Annotated in this window: 15 protein-coding genes and 1 riboswitch; of the genes, 2 read left to right on the forward strand and 13 right to left on the reverse strand. The window is 73.9% G+C overall.

Going from position 1 to position 17,160, the window contains the following annotated elements:
- Positions 1-2: 2 nt before the first annotated feature.
- Genes ACFYX4_RS36600 through ACFYX4_RS36610 form a run of 3 tightly spaced genes read right to left on the reverse strand, consistent with a single transcriptional unit; the run spans position 3 to position 2,555 of the window.
- Complete coding sequence (locus ACFYX4_RS36600) at positions 3-473, reverse strand: hypothetical protein (protein ID WP_389343147.1); 471 nt, start codon at positions 471-473, stop codon at positions 3-5.
- Positions 470-1,069 (reverse strand): RNA polymerase sigma factor, encoded by a 600-nt coding sequence (locus tag ACFYX4_RS36605; protein WP_389343149.1) that lies wholly within the window; start codon positions 1,067-1,069, stop codon positions 470-472. Before ACFYX4_RS36605 ends, ACFYX4_RS36600 begins: the two co-directional genes overlap by 4 nt.
- A gap of 46 nt (positions 1,070-1,115) precedes the next feature.
- Positions 1,116-2,555: a S8/S53 family peptidase gene (locus tag ACFYX4_RS36610; RefSeq protein WP_389343152.1), complete on the reverse strand. Its 1,440-nt coding sequence runs from the start codon at positions 2,553-2,555 to the stop codon at positions 1,116-1,118.
- Between the two features lie 331 nt (positions 2,556-2,886).
- On the opposite strand from ACFYX4_RS36610, the gene ACFYX4_RS36615 reads away from it, so the two are divergent.
- Complete coding sequence (locus ACFYX4_RS36615; protein ID WP_389343206.1) at positions 2,887-5,466, forward strand: CHAT domain-containing protein; 2,580 nt, start codon at positions 2,887-2,889, stop codon at positions 5,464-5,466.
- Positions 5,467-5,511: 45 nt separating this feature from the next.
- Here the strand turns inward: ACFYX4_RS36615 and ACFYX4_RS36620 are convergent, their stop codons facing one another.
- Positions 5,512-7,290, reverse strand: coding sequence for a LuxR C-terminal-related transcriptional regulator (locus ACFYX4_RS36620; protein WP_389343155.1), 1,779 nt, complete (start codon positions 7,288-7,290; stop codon positions 5,512-5,514).
- 95 nt (positions 7,291-7,385) lie between these two features.
- On the opposite strand from ACFYX4_RS36620, the gene ACFYX4_RS36625 reads away from it, so the two are divergent.
- Entirely contained in the window at positions 7,386-8,471 is a 1,086-nt protein-coding gene (locus tag ACFYX4_RS36625; protein WP_389343158.1) for a M12 family metallopeptidase, read from the forward strand.
- Between the two features lie 114 nt (positions 8,472-8,585).
- On the opposite strand, the gene ACFYX4_RS36630 is transcribed toward ACFYX4_RS36625, so the two are convergent.
- From ACFYX4_RS36630 to ACFYX4_RS36670, 9 genes are all read right to left on the reverse strand, one after another.
- Positions 8,586-9,962 (reverse strand): NtaA/DmoA family FMN-dependent monooxygenase, encoded by a 1,377-nt coding sequence (locus ACFYX4_RS36630; RefSeq protein WP_389343161.1) that lies wholly within the window; start codon positions 9,960-9,962, stop codon positions 8,586-8,588.
- A gap of 19 nt (positions 9,963-9,981) precedes the next feature.
- Positions 9,982-11,211, reverse strand: coding sequence for an LLM class flavin-dependent oxidoreductase (locus tag ACFYX4_RS36635; protein ID WP_389343164.1), 1,230 nt, complete (start codon positions 11,209-11,211; stop codon positions 9,982-9,984).
- A gap of 83 nt (positions 11,212-11,294) precedes the next feature.
- Entirely contained in the window at positions 11,295-11,390 is a 96-nt protein-coding gene (locus ACFYX4_RS36640; RefSeq protein WP_389343167.1) for a putative leader peptide, read from the reverse strand.
- Between the two features lie 92 nt (positions 11,391-11,482).
- On the reverse strand, positions 11,483-12,277 hold the full coding sequence (locus tag ACFYX4_RS36645; RefSeq protein WP_389343170.1) for a GNAT family N-acetyltransferase: 795 nt from the start codon (positions 12,275-12,277) through the stop codon (positions 11,483-11,485).
- A 69-nt stretch (positions 12,278-12,346) separates the two neighbouring features.
- Entirely contained in the window at positions 12,347-13,372 is a 1,026-nt protein-coding gene (locus ACFYX4_RS36650; RefSeq protein WP_389343173.1) for an ABC transporter substrate-binding protein, read from the reverse strand.
- An 83-nt stretch (positions 13,373-13,455) separates the two neighbouring features.
- Positions 13,456-14,238: an amino acid ABC transporter ATP-binding protein gene (locus tag ACFYX4_RS36655; protein WP_389343176.1), complete on the reverse strand. Its 783-nt coding sequence runs from the start codon at positions 14,236-14,238 to the stop codon at positions 13,456-13,458.
- Positions 14,235-15,218 (reverse strand): amino acid ABC transporter permease, encoded by a 984-nt coding sequence (locus ACFYX4_RS36660; protein ID WP_389343180.1) that lies wholly within the window; start codon positions 15,216-15,218, stop codon positions 14,235-14,237. The genes ACFYX4_RS36655 and ACFYX4_RS36660 overlap by 4 nt, the downstream gene beginning before the upstream one ends.
- Positions 15,219-15,392: 174 nt before the next feature.
- The gene (locus tag ACFYX4_RS36665) at positions 15,393-15,542 is read right to left on the reverse strand and encodes a hypothetical protein (protein WP_389343183.1); all 150 of its coding nucleotides are present in this window, start codon (positions 15,540-15,542) and stop codon (positions 15,393-15,395) included.
- Between the two features lie 32 nt (positions 15,543-15,574).
- A riboswitch (SAM riboswitch) is annotated at positions 15,575-15,683 on the reverse strand.
- Positions 15,684-15,771: 88 nt separating this feature from the next.
- A complete protein-coding gene (locus ACFYX4_RS36670) occupies positions 15,772-16,647 on the reverse strand; it encodes a glutathione S-transferase C-terminal domain-containing protein (protein ID WP_389343186.1) in 876 nt (291 codons plus the stop codon).
- Between the last annotated feature and the right edge of the window lie 513 nt (positions 16,648-17,160).

The raw sequence follows: 17,160 nt of genomic DNA on the forward strand, positions 1-17,160 counted from the left end.
GCTCAGGCGCGGAGCCACTCCGTGACGACGACCTCCCCGCCCGTGCGCAGCCGCAGGGCGAACGGGCCGGTGGGCGGCGCGTCGGTGGTGAAGCGGCCCATGGCGTCGGCGGTGAGCGCCGCGCCGGCCCGGGGGCCGTCGAGGACCTCGATCGCGGCCGGCTGCGGCGGCAGCACCTGGCCCATCAGGCCGTGCGCGGTCACCTCGACGTCGACGGTGAGCCCGCCGGTGTCGAAGGTGAGCATCCGCGGCACGTCCACGGCTCCCCTGACCGGGATGGCGTCGACCAGCGAGTCGAACGTCAGCTCGGCGATACGGGCGTCGAGGTCGTGCAGGACGTAGGCCTCGACGGCGATCTGCCGCAGCTGGGCCGGGACCGGGTCGAGGATGGCGGCGGCTTCGCGCAGCTCCTCCTCCAGGCCCCCGTGGTCGTCCGTGCCGCTTAAGGCGTGGTCGTCGTTGATGGCGTTCACAGTGCTCCCCGTGCGTCGAGTCGGGACCGCAGACGGCGCAGACATCGCTGGCGCATCGGTCCGATGCTGCCCACCGCGATGCCGAGCGCGGCGGACACTTCCTGGTAACTGGGCGGCGGCGAGGAGATCAGCACCCGCAGCAACTGCCGGCAGCGCTCGCCGAGCGCCTCGAACTCCTGCCAGAGATGGCGGACGCGCTCGCTCTGCGCGGCGGCCTCCTCCGAGTCCAGCACCGACTGTTCCGGCGTACGGTCCTCGCTGACGCGGTCGAGCAGCAGGGGATCGTCGGTCGGAGTGAGCCGGCGCAGGCCTTTGATCACTTTCAGGCACTCGTTGCGCGCGGTGCTGGCCAGCCAGGAGCCCGCCTTGTCGGGTTCGCGGATCCGCCCGAGGTGCTGGGCGAACCGGAACCACACGGTCTGGTACACCTCGTGCCCGTCGGCCTCGGAGAGCCGGTGCGCGCGCACGACGGACCACACCAGCGGGCTCAGCCCTTCGACGAGCGCCTTCCAGGCCGCCGTGTCACCGTCGACGGCGGACTGGACGAGCGCGCCGACATCACTACGGTCCACGGTCCCACCCCTCGTGTACGGCATGTCATCGTACGCCGTGGCGGGGGCCGCTTCGGACCTCATGCCGACCTCACACCGAAGCGGCGAGCTGTCCGACCGCGACCGGACGCCAGGTCGGCGGGTGCAGCGCCGGCACGTCGTGTCCGCGCACCTCGGCGAACTCGGCGTTCGATGCGAGCAGTTGACGGGCGGCGGCGCGCGGGTCGGTCTCCTTGTGCGCCCTCATGTGCGCGGCGACCAGCCCGGCCACGAGCGGCGTCGCGAACGACGTGCCGCTCCAGGAGGCGAGCCCCTCGAACAGCACCTGGTCCGGCCTGCCCGCGGTGGCTGCCCGTGTCTCGCTCAACAGGCCGGTGTGGCGCGGCGACTGGCAGGTGCAGGAGTAGCCGAAGCCGTAGCGGCAGACCTCGTAGGTGGAGTGCTGGTAGACGTACGGGACGGGAGCGTCGAAGCCGGTGAGGGCGCTGACGAGGCGCTCGCCGGGGGCGTAGACCTTCACCCAGGGGCCGTGGTTGCTGAAGCAGGCGCCGAACTCGCCGTCGCCGCGCAGCGCGCCGACCGACAGGACGGCGTCCGCGTACGCGGGCAGGGCGGCGTAGGCGGCGGGCCAGAAGGGCGTCGCGCTGGCGTTGTTGCCGGCGGCGGCGACCAACAGGGTCTTCCTGTCGCGGAGTTCCTCCATGAAGGCGGCGACGCCGAGCAGGCCGTCGACGCGGCCGTTGGAGGTGCCGGCGGAGAGGCTGATGATGTCGGGCCAGCCGCCCTGCTCGACGGCCTCGAAGAGCCGGTCGCCGAAGTCGTACTCCAGGATCGCGCCGGCGTCGTTGAGGCTGTTGCGCACGGTGACGTCGGTGTCGGGGGCGACGGCGGCGACGAGTCCGGCGATGAACGTCCCGTGGCCGACGTACTGCTGGAGGATGCCGTCGGGGTCGGTCTCCTGGAGCTGCGCGTCGCCCTCGGTGCGGGCGAGCAGCGGGTAGGAGCGGTAGTCGTGCATCAGGCCGGTGTCGACGACGAGCACGCTCACCGCGGCCCCGTCGGCTTCGTAACCGGTCTCCGCGGCGGCCGGGTTGGGCGTCTCGCCGGGCGCGGCGGGGACCGGTTCGTCGCCGGGGCAGGCGTTGACCGCGATGGACACGACGTGGTTGCGGCTGACGAGGCGGCGGCCCGCCCGGTCCTCGGCGCCCCGCAGGGCGCGCAGGGCGCCCGCGACGGTGCGGTCGACGCCGGCCACTCCCTGGCCGGGGTCGCCGACCTGGATGCGGGTGATCCCCGAGCGGTTGGTCTGCGGGCCGGCCCGGCGGACGTGGTCGGGGACCAGGCCGTCGGTCGCGGTGAAGTGCGAGCGGACGGCGTCCTCGACGGTCCGCGCCTCCTCGCCGTCGCGGGCGAGGACGACGCCCTTCTCGTAGATGAACTCGGCCGAGTCGTCCGGCCCCATGGCCAACGGGACGTCGGGCAGCGCCCGTTGGATCTGCTCGAACTGCTCGTGGAAACGCTGTGGCGCCATGGCGTGTCCTCCCCTGAGGCCGATGGTCGTCAGTCAGAGCCGCGAGACCGGCGTTTGATACAGGTGATGCGACGCCGGGGGCGGGGGGTGCGGTTGCGGTTGCGGGGAGCGCGGTCGTGCGGAGAGCGTGCGGTCGTGGACGTGCGCTCCGGTGTGCGCGCTGCGGGCGACGGCCGCTCCGGTGTGCGCTCCGGGCGTGCGCGGGCCGTGCGTCGACGCGATGTCCAATTGATATGACCCGCACCCGGCCGAACCGGTGTGCCCTACAACCGGGACCACTACCATCCGTGGGGTGACAGCGGGAAACGACACGGTTCTCGAACTGCTGCCGATGGTGTTCGCCGCCCCCAACGACGCCCTGGCGCGGGCGGAGGGAGTGCTCGACACCGATCCGCCGCCGTTGCACGCCTCCGTGGCCCACCAGGTGATCGGCATCTGGCAGCGGGACTGGGGCGACATGCGCCTCGCCCTGGACCATCTGCGGCGGGCCCGCGCGCTCGCCGCGCGCGCGGACTCCTCGGAGCGGGAGGCGGACGTCCTCGCCACGCTCGGGGTGGCGCTGGTGCACGCGGGCCGCACCCGGCAGGGGCTGGCCGCGTTCGAGCGGGGCGTCGAGCGCGGCACCGGGCACACCCGCGCGCGCGTGCTGTACCGGCGGGCTTACTCCTGGTGGGTGCTGGGCCATCACCGGGAGGCGCTGGACGACGTACGGCGGGCCATACCGGTGCTGCGGCAGGAGGACGACGTCATCTGGACGGCGCGCGCCCTGACGCTGCGCGCCACCGTGCACCTCGCGCTCGGGGCGGTCGACCGGGCCGACGCCGACTTCACGGCCGCCGAGGCGCTGTGGGACACCACCGGCCAGGAGCACGACAAGGCCGACGCGGTGGAGAGCCGGGGCCTGGCCGCGTTCCGCTCCGGGGACGTGCCGGCGGCGCTGCGGCTGCTGGACGAGGCCGAGGAGCGGTACGCCAAGCTCGGCACGCCCACGTTCATGCTGAACATCCGGCGCTGCGAGGTCCTGATGGCCGCCGGGCTCGCGCCCGAGGCGCTGGCCGAGGCGGACGCGGCGATCGCGGTGCTGGACGGCATCGGCGGGCAGTCCACCCGCAAGGCGGAACTGCTGCTGGCCGCCGCCAGGTCCGCGCGACTGGCGGGCGATCCGGGGACGGCCGTCGCGCGCGCGGCGATCGCCGTGCGGCTGTTCGCCGGGCAGCGGCGCACCTGGTGGGAGGCGCACGCCCAACTGGTGCTGATCGAGGGGCGGGTGGCCGCCGGGCGCGGCTCGGGGCGGCTGGTCGCCGAGGCGGTGCGGGTGGCGGAGCGGCTGTCGGCGTTCGGGGCGCCCGCCGCTCCCGAGGCCTGGCTGCTGGCGGGCCGGATCGCGCTGGGCCTGGACTGGACGGCGGACGCGGAACGGTATCTGGCGGTGGCGGCGCGCAGCCGGCGCAGCGGGCCGCCGCTGGCGCGGGTGACCGGGTGGGCGGCGCAGGCGCTGTGGGCGCGGGCGGCCGGGTCGGGGCGGGGCGTGCTGGAGGCGTGCAGGCGCGGCCTGGACGTGCTGGACGACCACCGGACGACGCTGGGCGCCTCCGAATTGCGGGCCCGTGCCACCGCGCAGGGCGCGGAACTCGCCGCGCTCGCCCAGGAAGTGAGCCTGGAGCGGGGCGGGCCACGGCAGTTGCTGGTGTGGAGCGAGCGGTGGCGGGCCACCGTGCTGTCCGCGCCGCCGACCCGCCCGCCGGCCGACCCGGCGCTGCTGAGCGGGCTCACCGCCTACCGGGAGATCGCCGCGCGCGCGGAGACCGCCCGCATGGACGGCAAGCCCGTGCCGACGCTGGAGCGTGAACAGCGGCGGCTGGAACGGGAGATCCGCTCCCGGACCCTGCACATCCGCGGCGGCGCGACGGGCGGCTCGGACCGCTTCGACGTCGGCCGGCTGCTGGAACGGCTGGGCGACGGAGGGCTCGGCGACGGGCGGCTGGTCGAACTCGCGGTGCTGGACGGGCGGGTGCAGGTGCTGCTGTGCGGGGGCGGGCGGGTACGGCGGTTCGCGGGCGGGCTGCTCGCCGAGGCGGAACGGGAGGCCGAGCACGTCCAGGCCGGGCTGCGGCGGCTCGCCCACCCCGGCGCGGAGCGACGGCTCGCGGTGGTGGAGGCGGCGGGGCGGCGGCTGGAGGAACTGCTGCTGGGCGAGGCGGCCGGGCAGCTGGGCCCCGGCCCGGTCGTGGTGGTCCCGCCGGCCCGGCTGCACCGGGTGCCCTGGGCGCTGCTGCCGTCGCTGCGGGAGCGGGTGCTGAGCGTGTCGCCGTCGGCGGGCAGCTGGCTGCGGGCTCGGGAGACCGAGCCGCCGCCGGGCGGACGGCACGTCCTCGTGCGCGGGCCGGGGCTGGCGTCCGGCGGGGCGGAGGTGCCGGAGGTCGCGGACCGGTACGGCAGGCCGACGGTGCTGGAGCACGCGGACGCCCGCGTGCCGCGGGTGCTGGAGGAGCTGGACGGGGCCGCGCTGGCGCACATCGCCGCGCACGGCGTGTTCCGCGCGGACAGTCCGCTGTTCTCCTCCCTGCGGATGGCCGACGGCCCGCTGATCGTCCACGACTTCGAACGGCTCGCCCGCAGCCCGTACCGGATCATCCTCTCCAGTTGCGACACCGCGCGCCTCGCCTCGGTCGGCGCGGACGAACTCCTCGGTCTGGTCACGGCCCTGCTGCCGCTCGGCACGGCGGGCGTGGTGGCGAGCAGCGCCCCGGTGAACGACGAGGCGGTGGTCGCCCTGATGCTGGCCCTCCACAAGGGCCTGAGCACGGGCCAGTCCCTGGCGGAGGCGCTGCGCGACGCGCGCGCGTCCCTGCCCGGGGACGCGCTGCACCAGGCGACGGGGTGGGCGTTCACGGCGTTCGGCGCGGCGTGAGGCGTGTTGGGGAAGCGGGGACTTGGCTTCCTTGAGCGGGCTCGTTCAGGCGGGCCGGGCTGCCGGCTGGTCCAGCAGACAGGGCAGGGCTTCCCGGTCGCCGGCGCCGAGGCGGGCGTAGGCGCCGTAGAGGTGGTTGCCCACGGTGCGCACGGAGAGGGTGAGGCGTTCGGCGATCTGACGGTTGCTGAGGCCGGACGCCGCGAGGGTGACGATCTGGCGCTGCCGGGCGGTGAGTTCGCCCAGGACCAGGCCGGACAGGGCCGGGGTGCGGGCCCCCTGGCACCGGCGGGCCAGGGCGACCGCGCGCGTGCGGGCGGTGCGGGCCGCCCGGGGGTCCCGGTGCACCCGCACGGCCTGGGCGTGCGCCTCGGCGGCGAACAGGAGGAAGCCGCGGTCCTCCAGCTCCTCGGCTACCCGGTCGAGCGCGGGCCCGTCGGCGCGGGCCAGCGCGTCGGCGTGGCGGGCGAAGACGCTGCCGGGCGGCAGCAGCCGCACAGCCGCCTCGGGAGCGCCGAGGCGCACGGCGTCGTAGGGGGTGGGGGTGTCGGAGGGGAGGTGGGTCGGCGGCAGGCAGGGGGTGGGGCGGGTGGCGTCCGACTGGGCTTCCGCCAGGGCGAGTTCGGTGCGGCAGGCGGGGTCGGCCGGTCTGGCGGTGAGGCCCTCTCGCGCCCAGGCCGCGGCCTCGCGGAGTTCTCCCCGCAGCCGTGAGAACCGCGCGCGGACGGCGGCGTAGGCGGGCGGGACCGGCTGGCCCTCCGCCGCCAGCCACTCCCCCACGGGTGTGCGGGCGGTGCGGACGTCGGCCTGTTCGATGCGACGGGTCAGGTCGGCCGCCTCGGCGTCGAGGGCCTGGGCGGTGGACGCGCGCGGGGCGGCCAGCCGCCGTGCGCGCAGCCGGCCGGCCGCCGCCCGCAGCAGCGGGCCGTGCAGGGGGTGGGTCAGCCGCACGGTCGCGTCGTGGTCGGCGTGGATCAGGCCGTCCGCCTCCAGGTGTTCCAGGACGCGCAGGTCCGACGTGTCCACGGGCAGCGGCAACGGCAGCGGCTCGGCGAAGGCGAGGCGGTCCAGCATCTCGCGTTCGTCGGGGCGGGGACGGGCGAGGACGGCGGCAGCGCGCTCGCGGAGGGGCTGGGTCACCGGGACGGGACCGCGCCAGGCCCACTCGTCGGTGTCCGGGACACGGGTGAGCGCCCCCTGCTCGCGGACCGCGGCCAGCAGGTCCCGCAGCAGACGCAGGTCGCCCCGGCACAGCCGGTGCAGACGGCCGGCGGTGAGCGGCTCGGGAGGGCCGCCGGCGTCGGCGGCCATGAGCCGGGCGGTGTCCTCGCGGGGCAGGGGCTCCAGGGCCAGTCGGGGCAGCAGCTCGCCGGTCCACAGCCGGCTCACGGCGTCGGGCGCCGGGGCGCCGTCCGTGGCCAGGACCAGCAGCCGGGTGCGTCCCTGGACGGCGAGTTGGTGGACCAGGGCGGCGGAGGCGTCGTCGAGCAGGTGCGCGTCGTCGAGCAGCAGCAGCCGCACCCCGTCGAGCAGTCGCACCGCCCGGTGCAGGGTGACGTTCTCGGGCAGCAGACGGGCGAAGGCGGCGAAGGGCGTGCCGCGGGTCTCGGGCGTGCCGGCCGCCCGCGCGCACTCCGTGCCGCGGACCGCCTCCGCGGCCAGGCGGGTCCGGCCGCAGCCCGCCGGCCCCGTGACGACGATGCCGGGCCGCCCTGCCGTCAACGCGCGCCGCAGCAGCTCCAGTTCGCTCTCCCGTCCGGTGAACGGCCAGGCCTGCGGCCAGGGTTGCTGAAGGGTCTCGGCGTCCCGCGTGAAAGTCCTCACCTCAACTGGAGTCGGCGTACTCACGCCTGATACAGGCCGACTTGAGTAGCCCCCGACTCAGGCCCGGGACTGCCCCGCACGGCACGCTGGAGCCCATGACCGCCCGTTACTGCTCGCTCGCGCAGCAGCCGGCTCCCGCGTTCGCGCCGGGACTGGCTGCGGAGCGGCTCGGCGCGCTCATGAGCGGTCGCCGGATGTGGGTCAACGGCACCGTGCTCCACTACTGCTTCTTCGACGGCGGGGACGACGGCTCGGTCATCCCGGTGCCGGGGTCCGGGGGGACCCGGCGGGTGTCGTGGGTGGGCGCCGAGGAGCAGCGGGACGTGGTGCGCGACTGCTTCCGCGAGTGGCAGGGCCTGGGGCTCGGGGTGAGGTTCGCCGAGGTGGCCGACCGTTCGGAGGCCGAGGTGCGCATCGGTTTCCAGGAGGGCGACGGGTCCTGGTCGTACGTGGGCCGGGACGCGCTGCTGGCCGGCCTCAACGAGCGCACCATGAACTTCGGCTGGGACCTGACCGCGCCCGGGGAGCGGGTGACGGCCCTGCACGAGATCGGGCACGCGCTCGGGATGCAGCACGAGCACCAGAGCCCGTTCGCCGGCATCCACTGGGACGACGAGGCCGTGTACGCCGATCTGGCGGGCCCGCCGAACTTCTGGAGCCGGGACCGCGCGTTCTTCAACGTCCTGCGCAAGCTGGACCCGGCGGAGGTCAACGGCTCGGTGTGGGACCCGCAGTCCGTGATGGAGTACCCCTTCGGGGCGGGGCTGATCCTGGAGCCCGAGCAGTTCCGCCGGGGCGTGCAGCCGCCGGGGGCGCTGTCGCCGCTGGACAAGGAGTTCGCGCTGCGCTGGTATCCGCCGCTCGACGCGCCCCGGCCGGCCGCGCTGGTCCCGTTCCGTTCGGCGCCGCTGTCGCTGGGGCCGGGCGAGCAGGCCGACTTCGCCGTCGAGCCGCCCGAGACCCGGGAGTACACCGTCGGCGTCTTCGGCGCGGGCGACTCGGTGGTCGTGGTGTTCGAGGAACGGGACGGCGAGCCCCGTTTCCTCGCCGGGCACGACGACGGGGGCGCCCCGCACAACGCCGTGATCAGGGCCCGGCTGGTCAAGGGCCGCCGCTACTTCGTCCGCGTGCGCCTGTACTCCGGCTGGGGGTCGGGCGAGACGGCCGTCATGTGCTGGTGACGGCACCGCGCGCCCGCCGCGGCGGCGGGCGCGCACACCATGGTCCGGCGCCGGGGGACAGGCCGGGCGCGTCTCCTTCGGGGGAGGGAGACGCGTCCGGCCGCATCCGGCGCCTCACGAGGCGGCCCGCTCCTCCTCCTGTATGCCGTCGGGGTGGGCGAGGCCGAGGTGGTCGCGCAGGGTGGTCCCCTCGTACTCGGTGCGGAAGACGCCCTGTTCCTGGAGGAGCGGGACGACCTGGTCGGCGAACGCGTCGAGGCCGCTCGGGGTGATGTGCGGGACGAGGATGAAGCCGTCGCTGGCGTCCGTCTGCACGTACTCGTTGATGGTCCTGGCGACGGTGGCCGGGGAGCCGATGAAGTTCTGGCGGGTGCCGGTCTCGATGACCAGGTCGCGGATGGACCAGCCGTTGGCCTCGGCCAGCTCCCGCCATTCGCGGGCGGTGGCCAGCGGGTCGCGGTACATGCGGACCTGGGCGCGGCCCCGGGAGACGGTGTGCTCCCCGAGCAGCGGGTCGACGTCCGGGAGGGGGCCGTCGGGGTCGTAGGAGGAGAGGTCGCGGTTCCAGACCCACTCCAAGTGCTTGAGGGCGGTGGCTCCGCTGACCTGCTGCCGGCGGACCTCCTTGGCGATCTCCTGGGCCTCGGCGTCGGTGTCGCCGAGGACGAAGCTCGCGGCGGGCAGGATCAGCAGCTGGTCCGGGCGGCGGCCGTACTTGGCGAGGCGGGACTTCACGTCGGTGTAGAAGGCGCGGCCGGTGTCGAGGGAGGCGTACCGGCTGAAGATGGCGTCGGCGCCGGCGGCGGCGAACTCGCGGCCCTCGTCGGAGTCTCCGGCCTGGAAGATCACCGGGCGGCCCTGGGGGGCGCGCGGGACGTTGAACCGGCCCTGGATGTCGAAGTGCTGTCCCTCGTGCACGAACGCGCCGGCCTTGGCGTCGCGCAGGAAGGCGCCGCTCTCCTGGTCGGCCAGGATCTCGTCGCCCCGCCAGGAGTCGAAGAGTTCGTTGGCCGTGGCGAGGAACTCCTTGGCGCGGGAGTAGCGCTCCTCCTGCGGGAGGAAGCCTCCGCGGCGGAAGTTCTCGCCGGTGAAGGCGTCCCAGGAGGTGACGACGTTCCACGCGGCCCGGCCGCCGGAGAGGTGGTCGAGGCTGGCGAACTGGCGGGCCACCTCGTAGGGCTCGTTGAAGGTGGAGTTGATGGTGCCGGTCAGGCCGAGGCGGTCGGTGACGGCGGCGAGCGCGGCGAGGACGGTGAAGGTGTCGGGGCGGCCGACGACGTCCAGGTCGTAGATCTCGCCGCCCTGTTCGCGGAGCCTGAGTCCTTCGGCGAGGAACAGGAAGTCGAACTTGGCGCGCTCGGCGGTGCGGGCGAAGTGGACGAAGGAGCTGAACTCGATGTGGCTGCCGGCCCTGGGGTCGCTCCACACGGTGGTGTTGTTGACGCCGGGGAAGTGGGCGGCGAGGTGGATCTGCTTCAGGGGCTTGCTCACGGTGGGGTCTCCCTCCCGCTCAGGCGACGGGGGCTGCGTAGCGGTTGGCGGGGCGGGGCAGGCCGAGCAGCCCGCGCAGGGTGTCGGCCTCGTAGGCGCGGCGGAAGGCGTCGCGGCGCTGGAGTTCGGGGACGAGGCCCCGGGTGATCGCCGGCAGGTCGTGTCCGGCGACGGCCGGGCGCAGCCGGAAGCCGCTCAGGCCGGTCGCTTGCAACTCCTGCAACAGATCCGCCAGTTGGGCGGGGGTGCCGGCGAATATGCGGGCGTCGCTGATGTACTCCTCCCCCGCGAGCGCGTCGAGGCGGTCGCGGCGGGCGGCGGCCTCGGCCGGGTCGTCGTCGAGGAAGACCACCAGGTCGGCGAAGACGTGCAGCGGTTCCCCGGCGCGCCCGGCGCTCTCCTGCTCGGCGCGGATCTCGGCGACGATCGCGCGGGCCTCGGCGGCGTCGTGCGGGGTGACGTAGCCGACGTCGGCGGCGCGGGCGACGAGACGGTAGGGGACGGTGTCGTGGGCCAGGGCGGTGACCAGGGGCTGGCCCTGCGGGGGGCGCGGGGTGATGGAGGGGCCCTTGACGCTGAAGTGACGGCCCTCGAAGTCGATGTAGTGGAGCTTGTCGCGGTCGACGAAGCGGCCGGTGGCCACGTCCCGGATCTCCGCGTCGTCCTCCCAGCTGTCCCAGAGGCGGCGCACGGCCTCGACGTGGTCGGCGGCCTCGTCGAACAGGTCGCTCACCAGCGTCTGGGTGGCGGGGTCGTCGTAGGCCGCGATGCGCGGGAGGGTGCGGCGGCCGAAGTGCGCCGCCTCGTTCGGGCGGGCGGTGATCTGGACGCGCAGTCCGGCGCGGCCGGTGCTGACGTAGTCGAGCGTGGCGATCGCCTTGGAGATGTGGAACGGCTCCGTGTGTGTGGCCACCACGGTCGGGACGAGACCTATATGGCGGGTCAATGGGGCGATCCGGGAGGCGATCAGGACGGCGTCGAGCCGGCCGCGGACCTGGTCGGTGCGGTCGTCCGGGTCCAGGAAGTGCGAGGACTGCGGTCCGAGGCCGTCCTCGACGGTGACGAAGTCGAGCAGTCCGCGCTCGGCCTCGGCGACGAGGTCGGCCCAGTAGGCGGCGGTGAACAGCTCGCGGGGGCGGGCGACCGGCTCGCGCCAGGAGGCGGGGTGCCAGCCGGTGCCGTCGAGGGCGACGGCGAGATGCAGGGGTGAGGAGGTCGAGGAGGGGGTCGGGGAGGGGGTCGAGGACACGAGGGTGCCTTCCTGGAGGTCCGTACGAGAGGGCCGGCTCGGCGCGCGAGGGCGCGCGGGCACGGCGGACGAAGGGGAACGGGTCAGGAGCGACAGAGCGCGCCGGCCACGCGCTGGAGGTCGATGTGGGGCCGGGAGGTCAGGTGCAGGGCGTGGGGTATGTGGGTCACGTCCGCCACCTCCTCCTTTCGGCCGCGCCGCGGCGCTTCGCACGGCCGGCGCCTCGCGCTCGGCTCATGTCTGTCGCACATCGAATGCATCTCGTCATGAGTCAGAACGCCCCGGCCGCGCCGGGTGTTCCCGGGGTGCGCACCGAAATCGGCGTGCGCACCGAGACGATGGTGGAGCGGCGGCGCAGGGCGAACCCGAGCGACTCGTAGAGGCGGATCGCGGGCGCGTTGTCGGCGGCGGCGTGCAGGAACGGGGTGTCGCCGCGTTCCCTGATGCCGTCGGCGACCGCGCGGACCAGCCGGGTGGCGAGGCCCCGGCCGCGGTGTCCGGGGTCGGTGCAGACGGCGCTGATCTCGGTCCAGCCGGGCAGCCGGAGGCGTTCCCCGGCGACGGCGATCAGCCGTCCCTGGTGCCGGATGCCGAGATAGGCGCCGAGTGCGACGGTGCGTTTCAGGAAGGGTCCTGGCCGGGTGCGTGCGACCAGGTCGAGGATCTCGGGCACGTCGTCCGGACCGAGCGGTTCCGCTTCCGGGGCGGGCGCGGTGCTCAGCGCCTCGGTGGCGACGAGCTGGACGCCGGTGCCCCGGCCTACGGCGGTCCACCCGTCGGGGACACGGTCGACGGGCTTGATCCGTACGGTGGCCCCGGGGCCGACGAGGGTGAGCAGGTCTGCCCAGGCGGCCGGGTCCGCCGGGTCGGCGAGGGCGGCGAAGGCGTAGACGTCCGCCGGGTAGCGGGCGGCGAGGCCGACGCGTTCGGCGAGATGGGCGTGGGGGCCGGTGAGCGCGGCCCAGACGGCGTTGTCGAGGGGGTGGTGCCGGGTCGGGGGCTGGGGTGGGAGGAGTTCGGGCGTGGGCGGGGCTCCGCCTCCGCGGACTTCGGTGGGGTGGGCCACGGAGGCGGAGTCCTCTCTCGGTTCGACTCGCCGGTGCGGCAAGTCGGGTGATGGTGCGTCAGGACATTGTCAGGAGTTGGTCAGCGGCAGTCCGGGCGGGTTGACCTCGGACTTCTGGACGGCTTCGTTGGAGAGGTTCCAGGCCGCGAGCCACTTGGCGTACTGGCCGTTGTCGATCAGGTGGTTGATGGCCTCGGCGAGGGGCTTGGCGAGGCCGCTGTCCTTCTTGGCGGTCGCGGCGATCAGGCCCTGGAGCGTCTCGCCGGCGCCGGAGAACTGACCGGCGATCCGGGTCGCCTGGGGCGTGCCGGCGGTCTTCGCGGCGTGGTAGGCGAGGTGCGGGTTGGGGCCGAAGTAGGCGTCGATCTTGCCGCTGTTGAGCGCCAGGTAGATGCTGTTGCTCTCCTGGAAGTACTTGACGGTGAGGGGCTTCTTGCCCTCCTTGGCCAGCTTCGCCTTCCACTCCAGGAGGAGCTTCTCCTGGTTGGTGCCGTTGCCGACGGAGACGGTCTTCCCGGCGAGGGACGCGTAATCGCCGTCGAACTTCCAGGTGTTGTCCTTCTTCACCTCGAAGGCGAGATCGTCCTTGCGGTAGGAGGCGAACTCGTACTTCTGCTTGCGCTCCTCGGTGTCGGTGATGTTCGAGAAGCCGACGTCGACCTTGCCGCTGTCGATGCCGATGAACAGGTTCTCCCAAGTGGAGCGGCGCACCTCGGGCTTGAGACCGAGGACGGCGGCCACGAGCCGGCCGAGGTCGACCTCGGAGCCGGTGAGCGTCTTCTGGTCGTCGCCCACGAAGCCGAGCGGCGGGCTGCCGGAGGGCAGGGTGCCGGATCCGATCACCAGCGTGCCGCGCTTCTTGACGGCGTCGGGCAACTGGTCGCTGATGGACTTCACTTCGGAGACCTTCAGGACGGTCTCCTTGGCGGCGCCGTTGGACAGCCGGCCCACGGTGACCGTGCCGGCGGCGTCGGTCGTCCGGGTGGCGGCGTCGCTCTCGCCCCCGCAGGCGGCGAGCCCGGTGGCGAGGGTGGCGACCGCGGTCGCCGCGGTGATGCCGCGGATCAGGCTGCGTCGGGAGATGTGGGCAGGCATGGCCGTCCTTCTTCGGAGAGGATGGTGGTGAAGGTGATGTGGGGGGAAGCTGTGGGGCCGGGGTCGAAGCTGTGGGGCCGGGGTCAGAGCACCTTGCTCAGGAAGTCCCGGGTCCGTTCGTGCTGCGGCTTGTCCAGGACCTCGGCGGGCGGGCCCTGTTCGACGATCCGGCCGCCGTCGATGAAGACGACGCGGTCGGCGATCTCGCGGGCGAAGCCGATCTCGTGGGTGACGATCACCAGCGTGGTGCCGCTCCTGGCCAAGTCCTTGATGACGGCGAGGACTTCGCCGACGAGTTCGGGGTCGAGGGCGGAGGTGGGCTCGTCGAAGAGGATGACGCCGGGCCGCAGGGCGAGGGCGCGGGCGATGGCGACGCGCTGCTGCTGTCCGCCCGACAGCTGCCGCGGATAGGCGTCCGCCTTGTCGGCCAGGCCCACCCGGCCGAGGAGTTCACGGGCGAGTTCCTGGGCCCGTGCCTTGTCGAGCTTCCCGGTCGCCACGGGCGCGGCGGCCACGTTGTCCAGCACGGTCAGATGCGGGAAGAGGTTGAAGTTCTGGAAGACGAAGCCGACGCGGCTGCGCTGGGTGAGGATGACCCGCTCGCTCAGCTCCTTCAGCCGGTCGCCCTGCCGGCGTACGCCGATGAGTTCGCCGTTGATGCTGACGTAGCCGATCTCCGGCTTCTCCAGGTGGTTGATGACCCGCAGCAGCGTGGACTTCCCGGAGCCGGACGGGCCGAGGATCACGGTGACCTCGCCGGGCCGGACCGTCAGGTCGACGCCGTTCAGCACCCGGTGCGTGCCGTACCACTTGTGGACGTCGTGAACCTCGACGGCGGCGGCGTTCTGGATCGTCTCGGCGGTCATACGGCGGCCTCCCGGCGGATGCGGGCCCGCAGGTCGGCGAGGCCGGCCCGCAGCTTCTGCAACGGCGTCGGCGGCAGGCTGCGGGTGGCGCCGCGGGCGTAGTACCGCTCGACGTAGAACTGGATGACGGAGACGACGCTGGTGAGGATCAGGTACCAGACGGTGACGACCATCAGCAGCGGCACGATGTCGCCGGGGTAGGTGGAGCCCATGGTCTGCGCGGCTCCGAACAGGTCGAGCAGCGAGACGTAGAAGACCAGCGAGGTGCTCTTGATCAGGCCGATCAGCTGGTTGACGTAATTCGGCGTGATGGAGCGCAGCGCCTGCGGCCAGACGATCCTGCGGAACTGGTAGCCCTTCGGCAGGCCGAGCGCGGAGGCCGCCTCGTGCTGGCCCTGGTCGACGGAGAGGATGCCGCCGCGGACGACTTCGGCCGCGTACGCCGCCTCGTTGAGGCTGAGTCCGACGACGGCGACGGCCATGTCGGTGGCGAGCCGGGACTCGTCGAAGGTGAAGAAGGCGGGCCCGAACGGGACGCCGAGGCTGAGCGTCTGGTAAAGGGCGCTGAAGTTGTAGAGGAACAGCAGGACCACGATCAGGGGGATCGAGCGGAGCGCCCAGACGTAGGTCCAGCTGACGGCGCGCAGCACCGGGCTCCTGGAGAGCCGGGCCAGGGCGAGGAGCACACCGCCGAGGAGCCCCAGCACCGCGCTGTAGGCGGCGACTTCGAGGGTGATGAGGAGTCCGTCGAGGATGGTCGGCCGCAGGAACCAGTAGCCGAACCGGTCCCACTGGTAGAAGGGGTTGGACACCAGGCCGTGGACGAACTGGGCCGCGAGGACCAGGACGACCGCGGTGGCGATCCAGCGGCCGGGCCGTCGCAGCGGGAGAACACGCTGTGCCGTGAGTTGTTTTGACGGTTCATCAGAAGACGGCGGTGCCTCGGTGACGGACACGGCGACGCCTGGGGGTTCGCTCATGAGGGGCTCCGGCGGAGTCGGGAGGCCCCGGGACGCGGCGGACACGGCACGGCCACGACGGCCGCTCGACGGCGGCGGGTTGTGACAGGCGGATACGCACGGGCACCGGGGGTGGGCGGACGGGCACACCGCGGGGGCGGTGTTCGTCGGGGAAGCGGGGCTGGGGAGGGGGTGTCAGCCCCGACAGCGGGCGCGGCCCGGTGCGGTACACAGTGCGCTGCTCACGCGCAGCAGATCGACGGCGCGGTCGGCGACGAGCGGGTTGGCGTACGGACGTACGCGGCCCTGGGGGCGGCTCGCGGCCGTCCTGGGAGCTGCGTACATGTCCGTCACCATGCTCTTCCGGCCCCGTTGGGCCCTCGCGCTTACCGAATCGCCGTCGGTCCGGTCGTCACCTGGGGCACCCCACCGCGATGCGAGGGTTGCCGGTCAGCAAGCCAGGGCTTGTCGCTGACGCTCATGACCGTTCTGGGCCGTAAGTTAAGACAACGGCCCGAACGAATGTCAACGCCGGTCCGACAGATGGACCGGTTCGCGTCCGTTCGACCTGCGATCAGTCGCCCGTCTCCGGGGTCGCGTGGGTCGCCCAGTCCAGGATCTGGACGGCGGCTCCGGCGGCCTCCAGGCCCTGGCAACGGGCGTGGTGGCGGCGGTCGATGGCGTCGAGGTCGAGGTGGACGCCGAAGGCCGGGTGGGCGGCCAGCCGGCGGGCGTAGGCCCACAGCGCGGGATGGTCGGCGATGCGGTGCACGGCGGTCGCGTCGAGGTGATGGCGGTGCACCGTGTCGAGCTGCACCAGCGTCACCCACAACTCCACGTCGGCGGCGGTGATCTGATCGCTGATCAGGTGCGCGTGGGAGCCGAGCCCCCGCTCCAGCACGTCGAGCGTGGTCAGCAGGGTGTCGAGGGCGGCGGCGCGCTCCGCGTCCTCGACTCCGGCCGCCCCGGCGCGCTGCGCGGCCTCCTCGACGCCCTGCGCGCACATCCGCTCGACGGCCTCGATCTGCGACCCGGCTCCGGACGGGTACAGCACGGCCCGGCCGCCGGCGAACCGCCGGGCGAGGTCGCGGGCGATGTCGGGGCCGTGGGTGGAGACGATCCGCCCGGACCAGTCGTCGCTGAGCACGGGCGCGAGGGCGGGCCCGGCGTAGCGGTGCGCGCTGGCGTCGTAGAGGGGCCGCAGCGCGGAGTGGCCGCCGTCGGAACAGTCCGGGACGGCCGGCAGGAACGTCACGGGACAGGCCCGCTCCAGGCCGAGGAGGCTGTGGGTGACGGCGATGCGCAGGCCGTCGGGGTCGGCCGGCGAGAGGTGGAGGCGGTAGCGGCGCGGCACGGCGTAGTGGCCGCTGCGCGCGTCACGTCCGATCCGGCCCCGGAAGGCGGGCGCGGGACGGGCGGACGGGTGGGCGGCGAGCGGGGTGACGGACATGACTCTCCCGGGGGCGGGCGCGTCGAGGGGTGCGCGCGGCGGATGCGGCGAGTACGGCGGGGTGCGGCGAGTACGGCGGCGGAGGCGGAGGCGGCGGGATGCCGGTGGGGCGGGTGCAGGAGAGGTGCGGGGGGGTGCTGTTGCGGCGAATGGGGCGGGGTTGGCTGGTGTGCTGGTGCGGCGGATGTGGCGGGGCCTTGGCTGGGGTGCACGGTTCGGCGGTTGTGGCAGGGCTGCTGCGAGGACGGCGGATGCCGCGTCGCGGTGGGGGCGACGAACGCGGCGGGACGGCGGAGCGCGGCGCGGCCGGGTGTGGCACCCGAGGAAGCCCCGAGGGAGCAGAGAGGCCGGGAGGGTGCGCCTACTGGCGGGTGCGGCCCCGCCCGCCGGGCGGACGTGACCGTGGGACACCGCCCCGGGGGGGTGCCTCTATGTCTTTCGTCAAGGCGCCCAGGTTGGGTTTGAGGTGGTTTGGCTGGCTGGGGTCATGCGGCGAGTTCGACGTCCTTGGGG

Source organism: Streptomyces sp. NPDC002328 (assembly GCF_042890065.1).
Classification (GTDB): Bacteria; Actinomycetota; Actinomycetes; order Streptomycetales; family Streptomycetaceae; genus Streptomyces.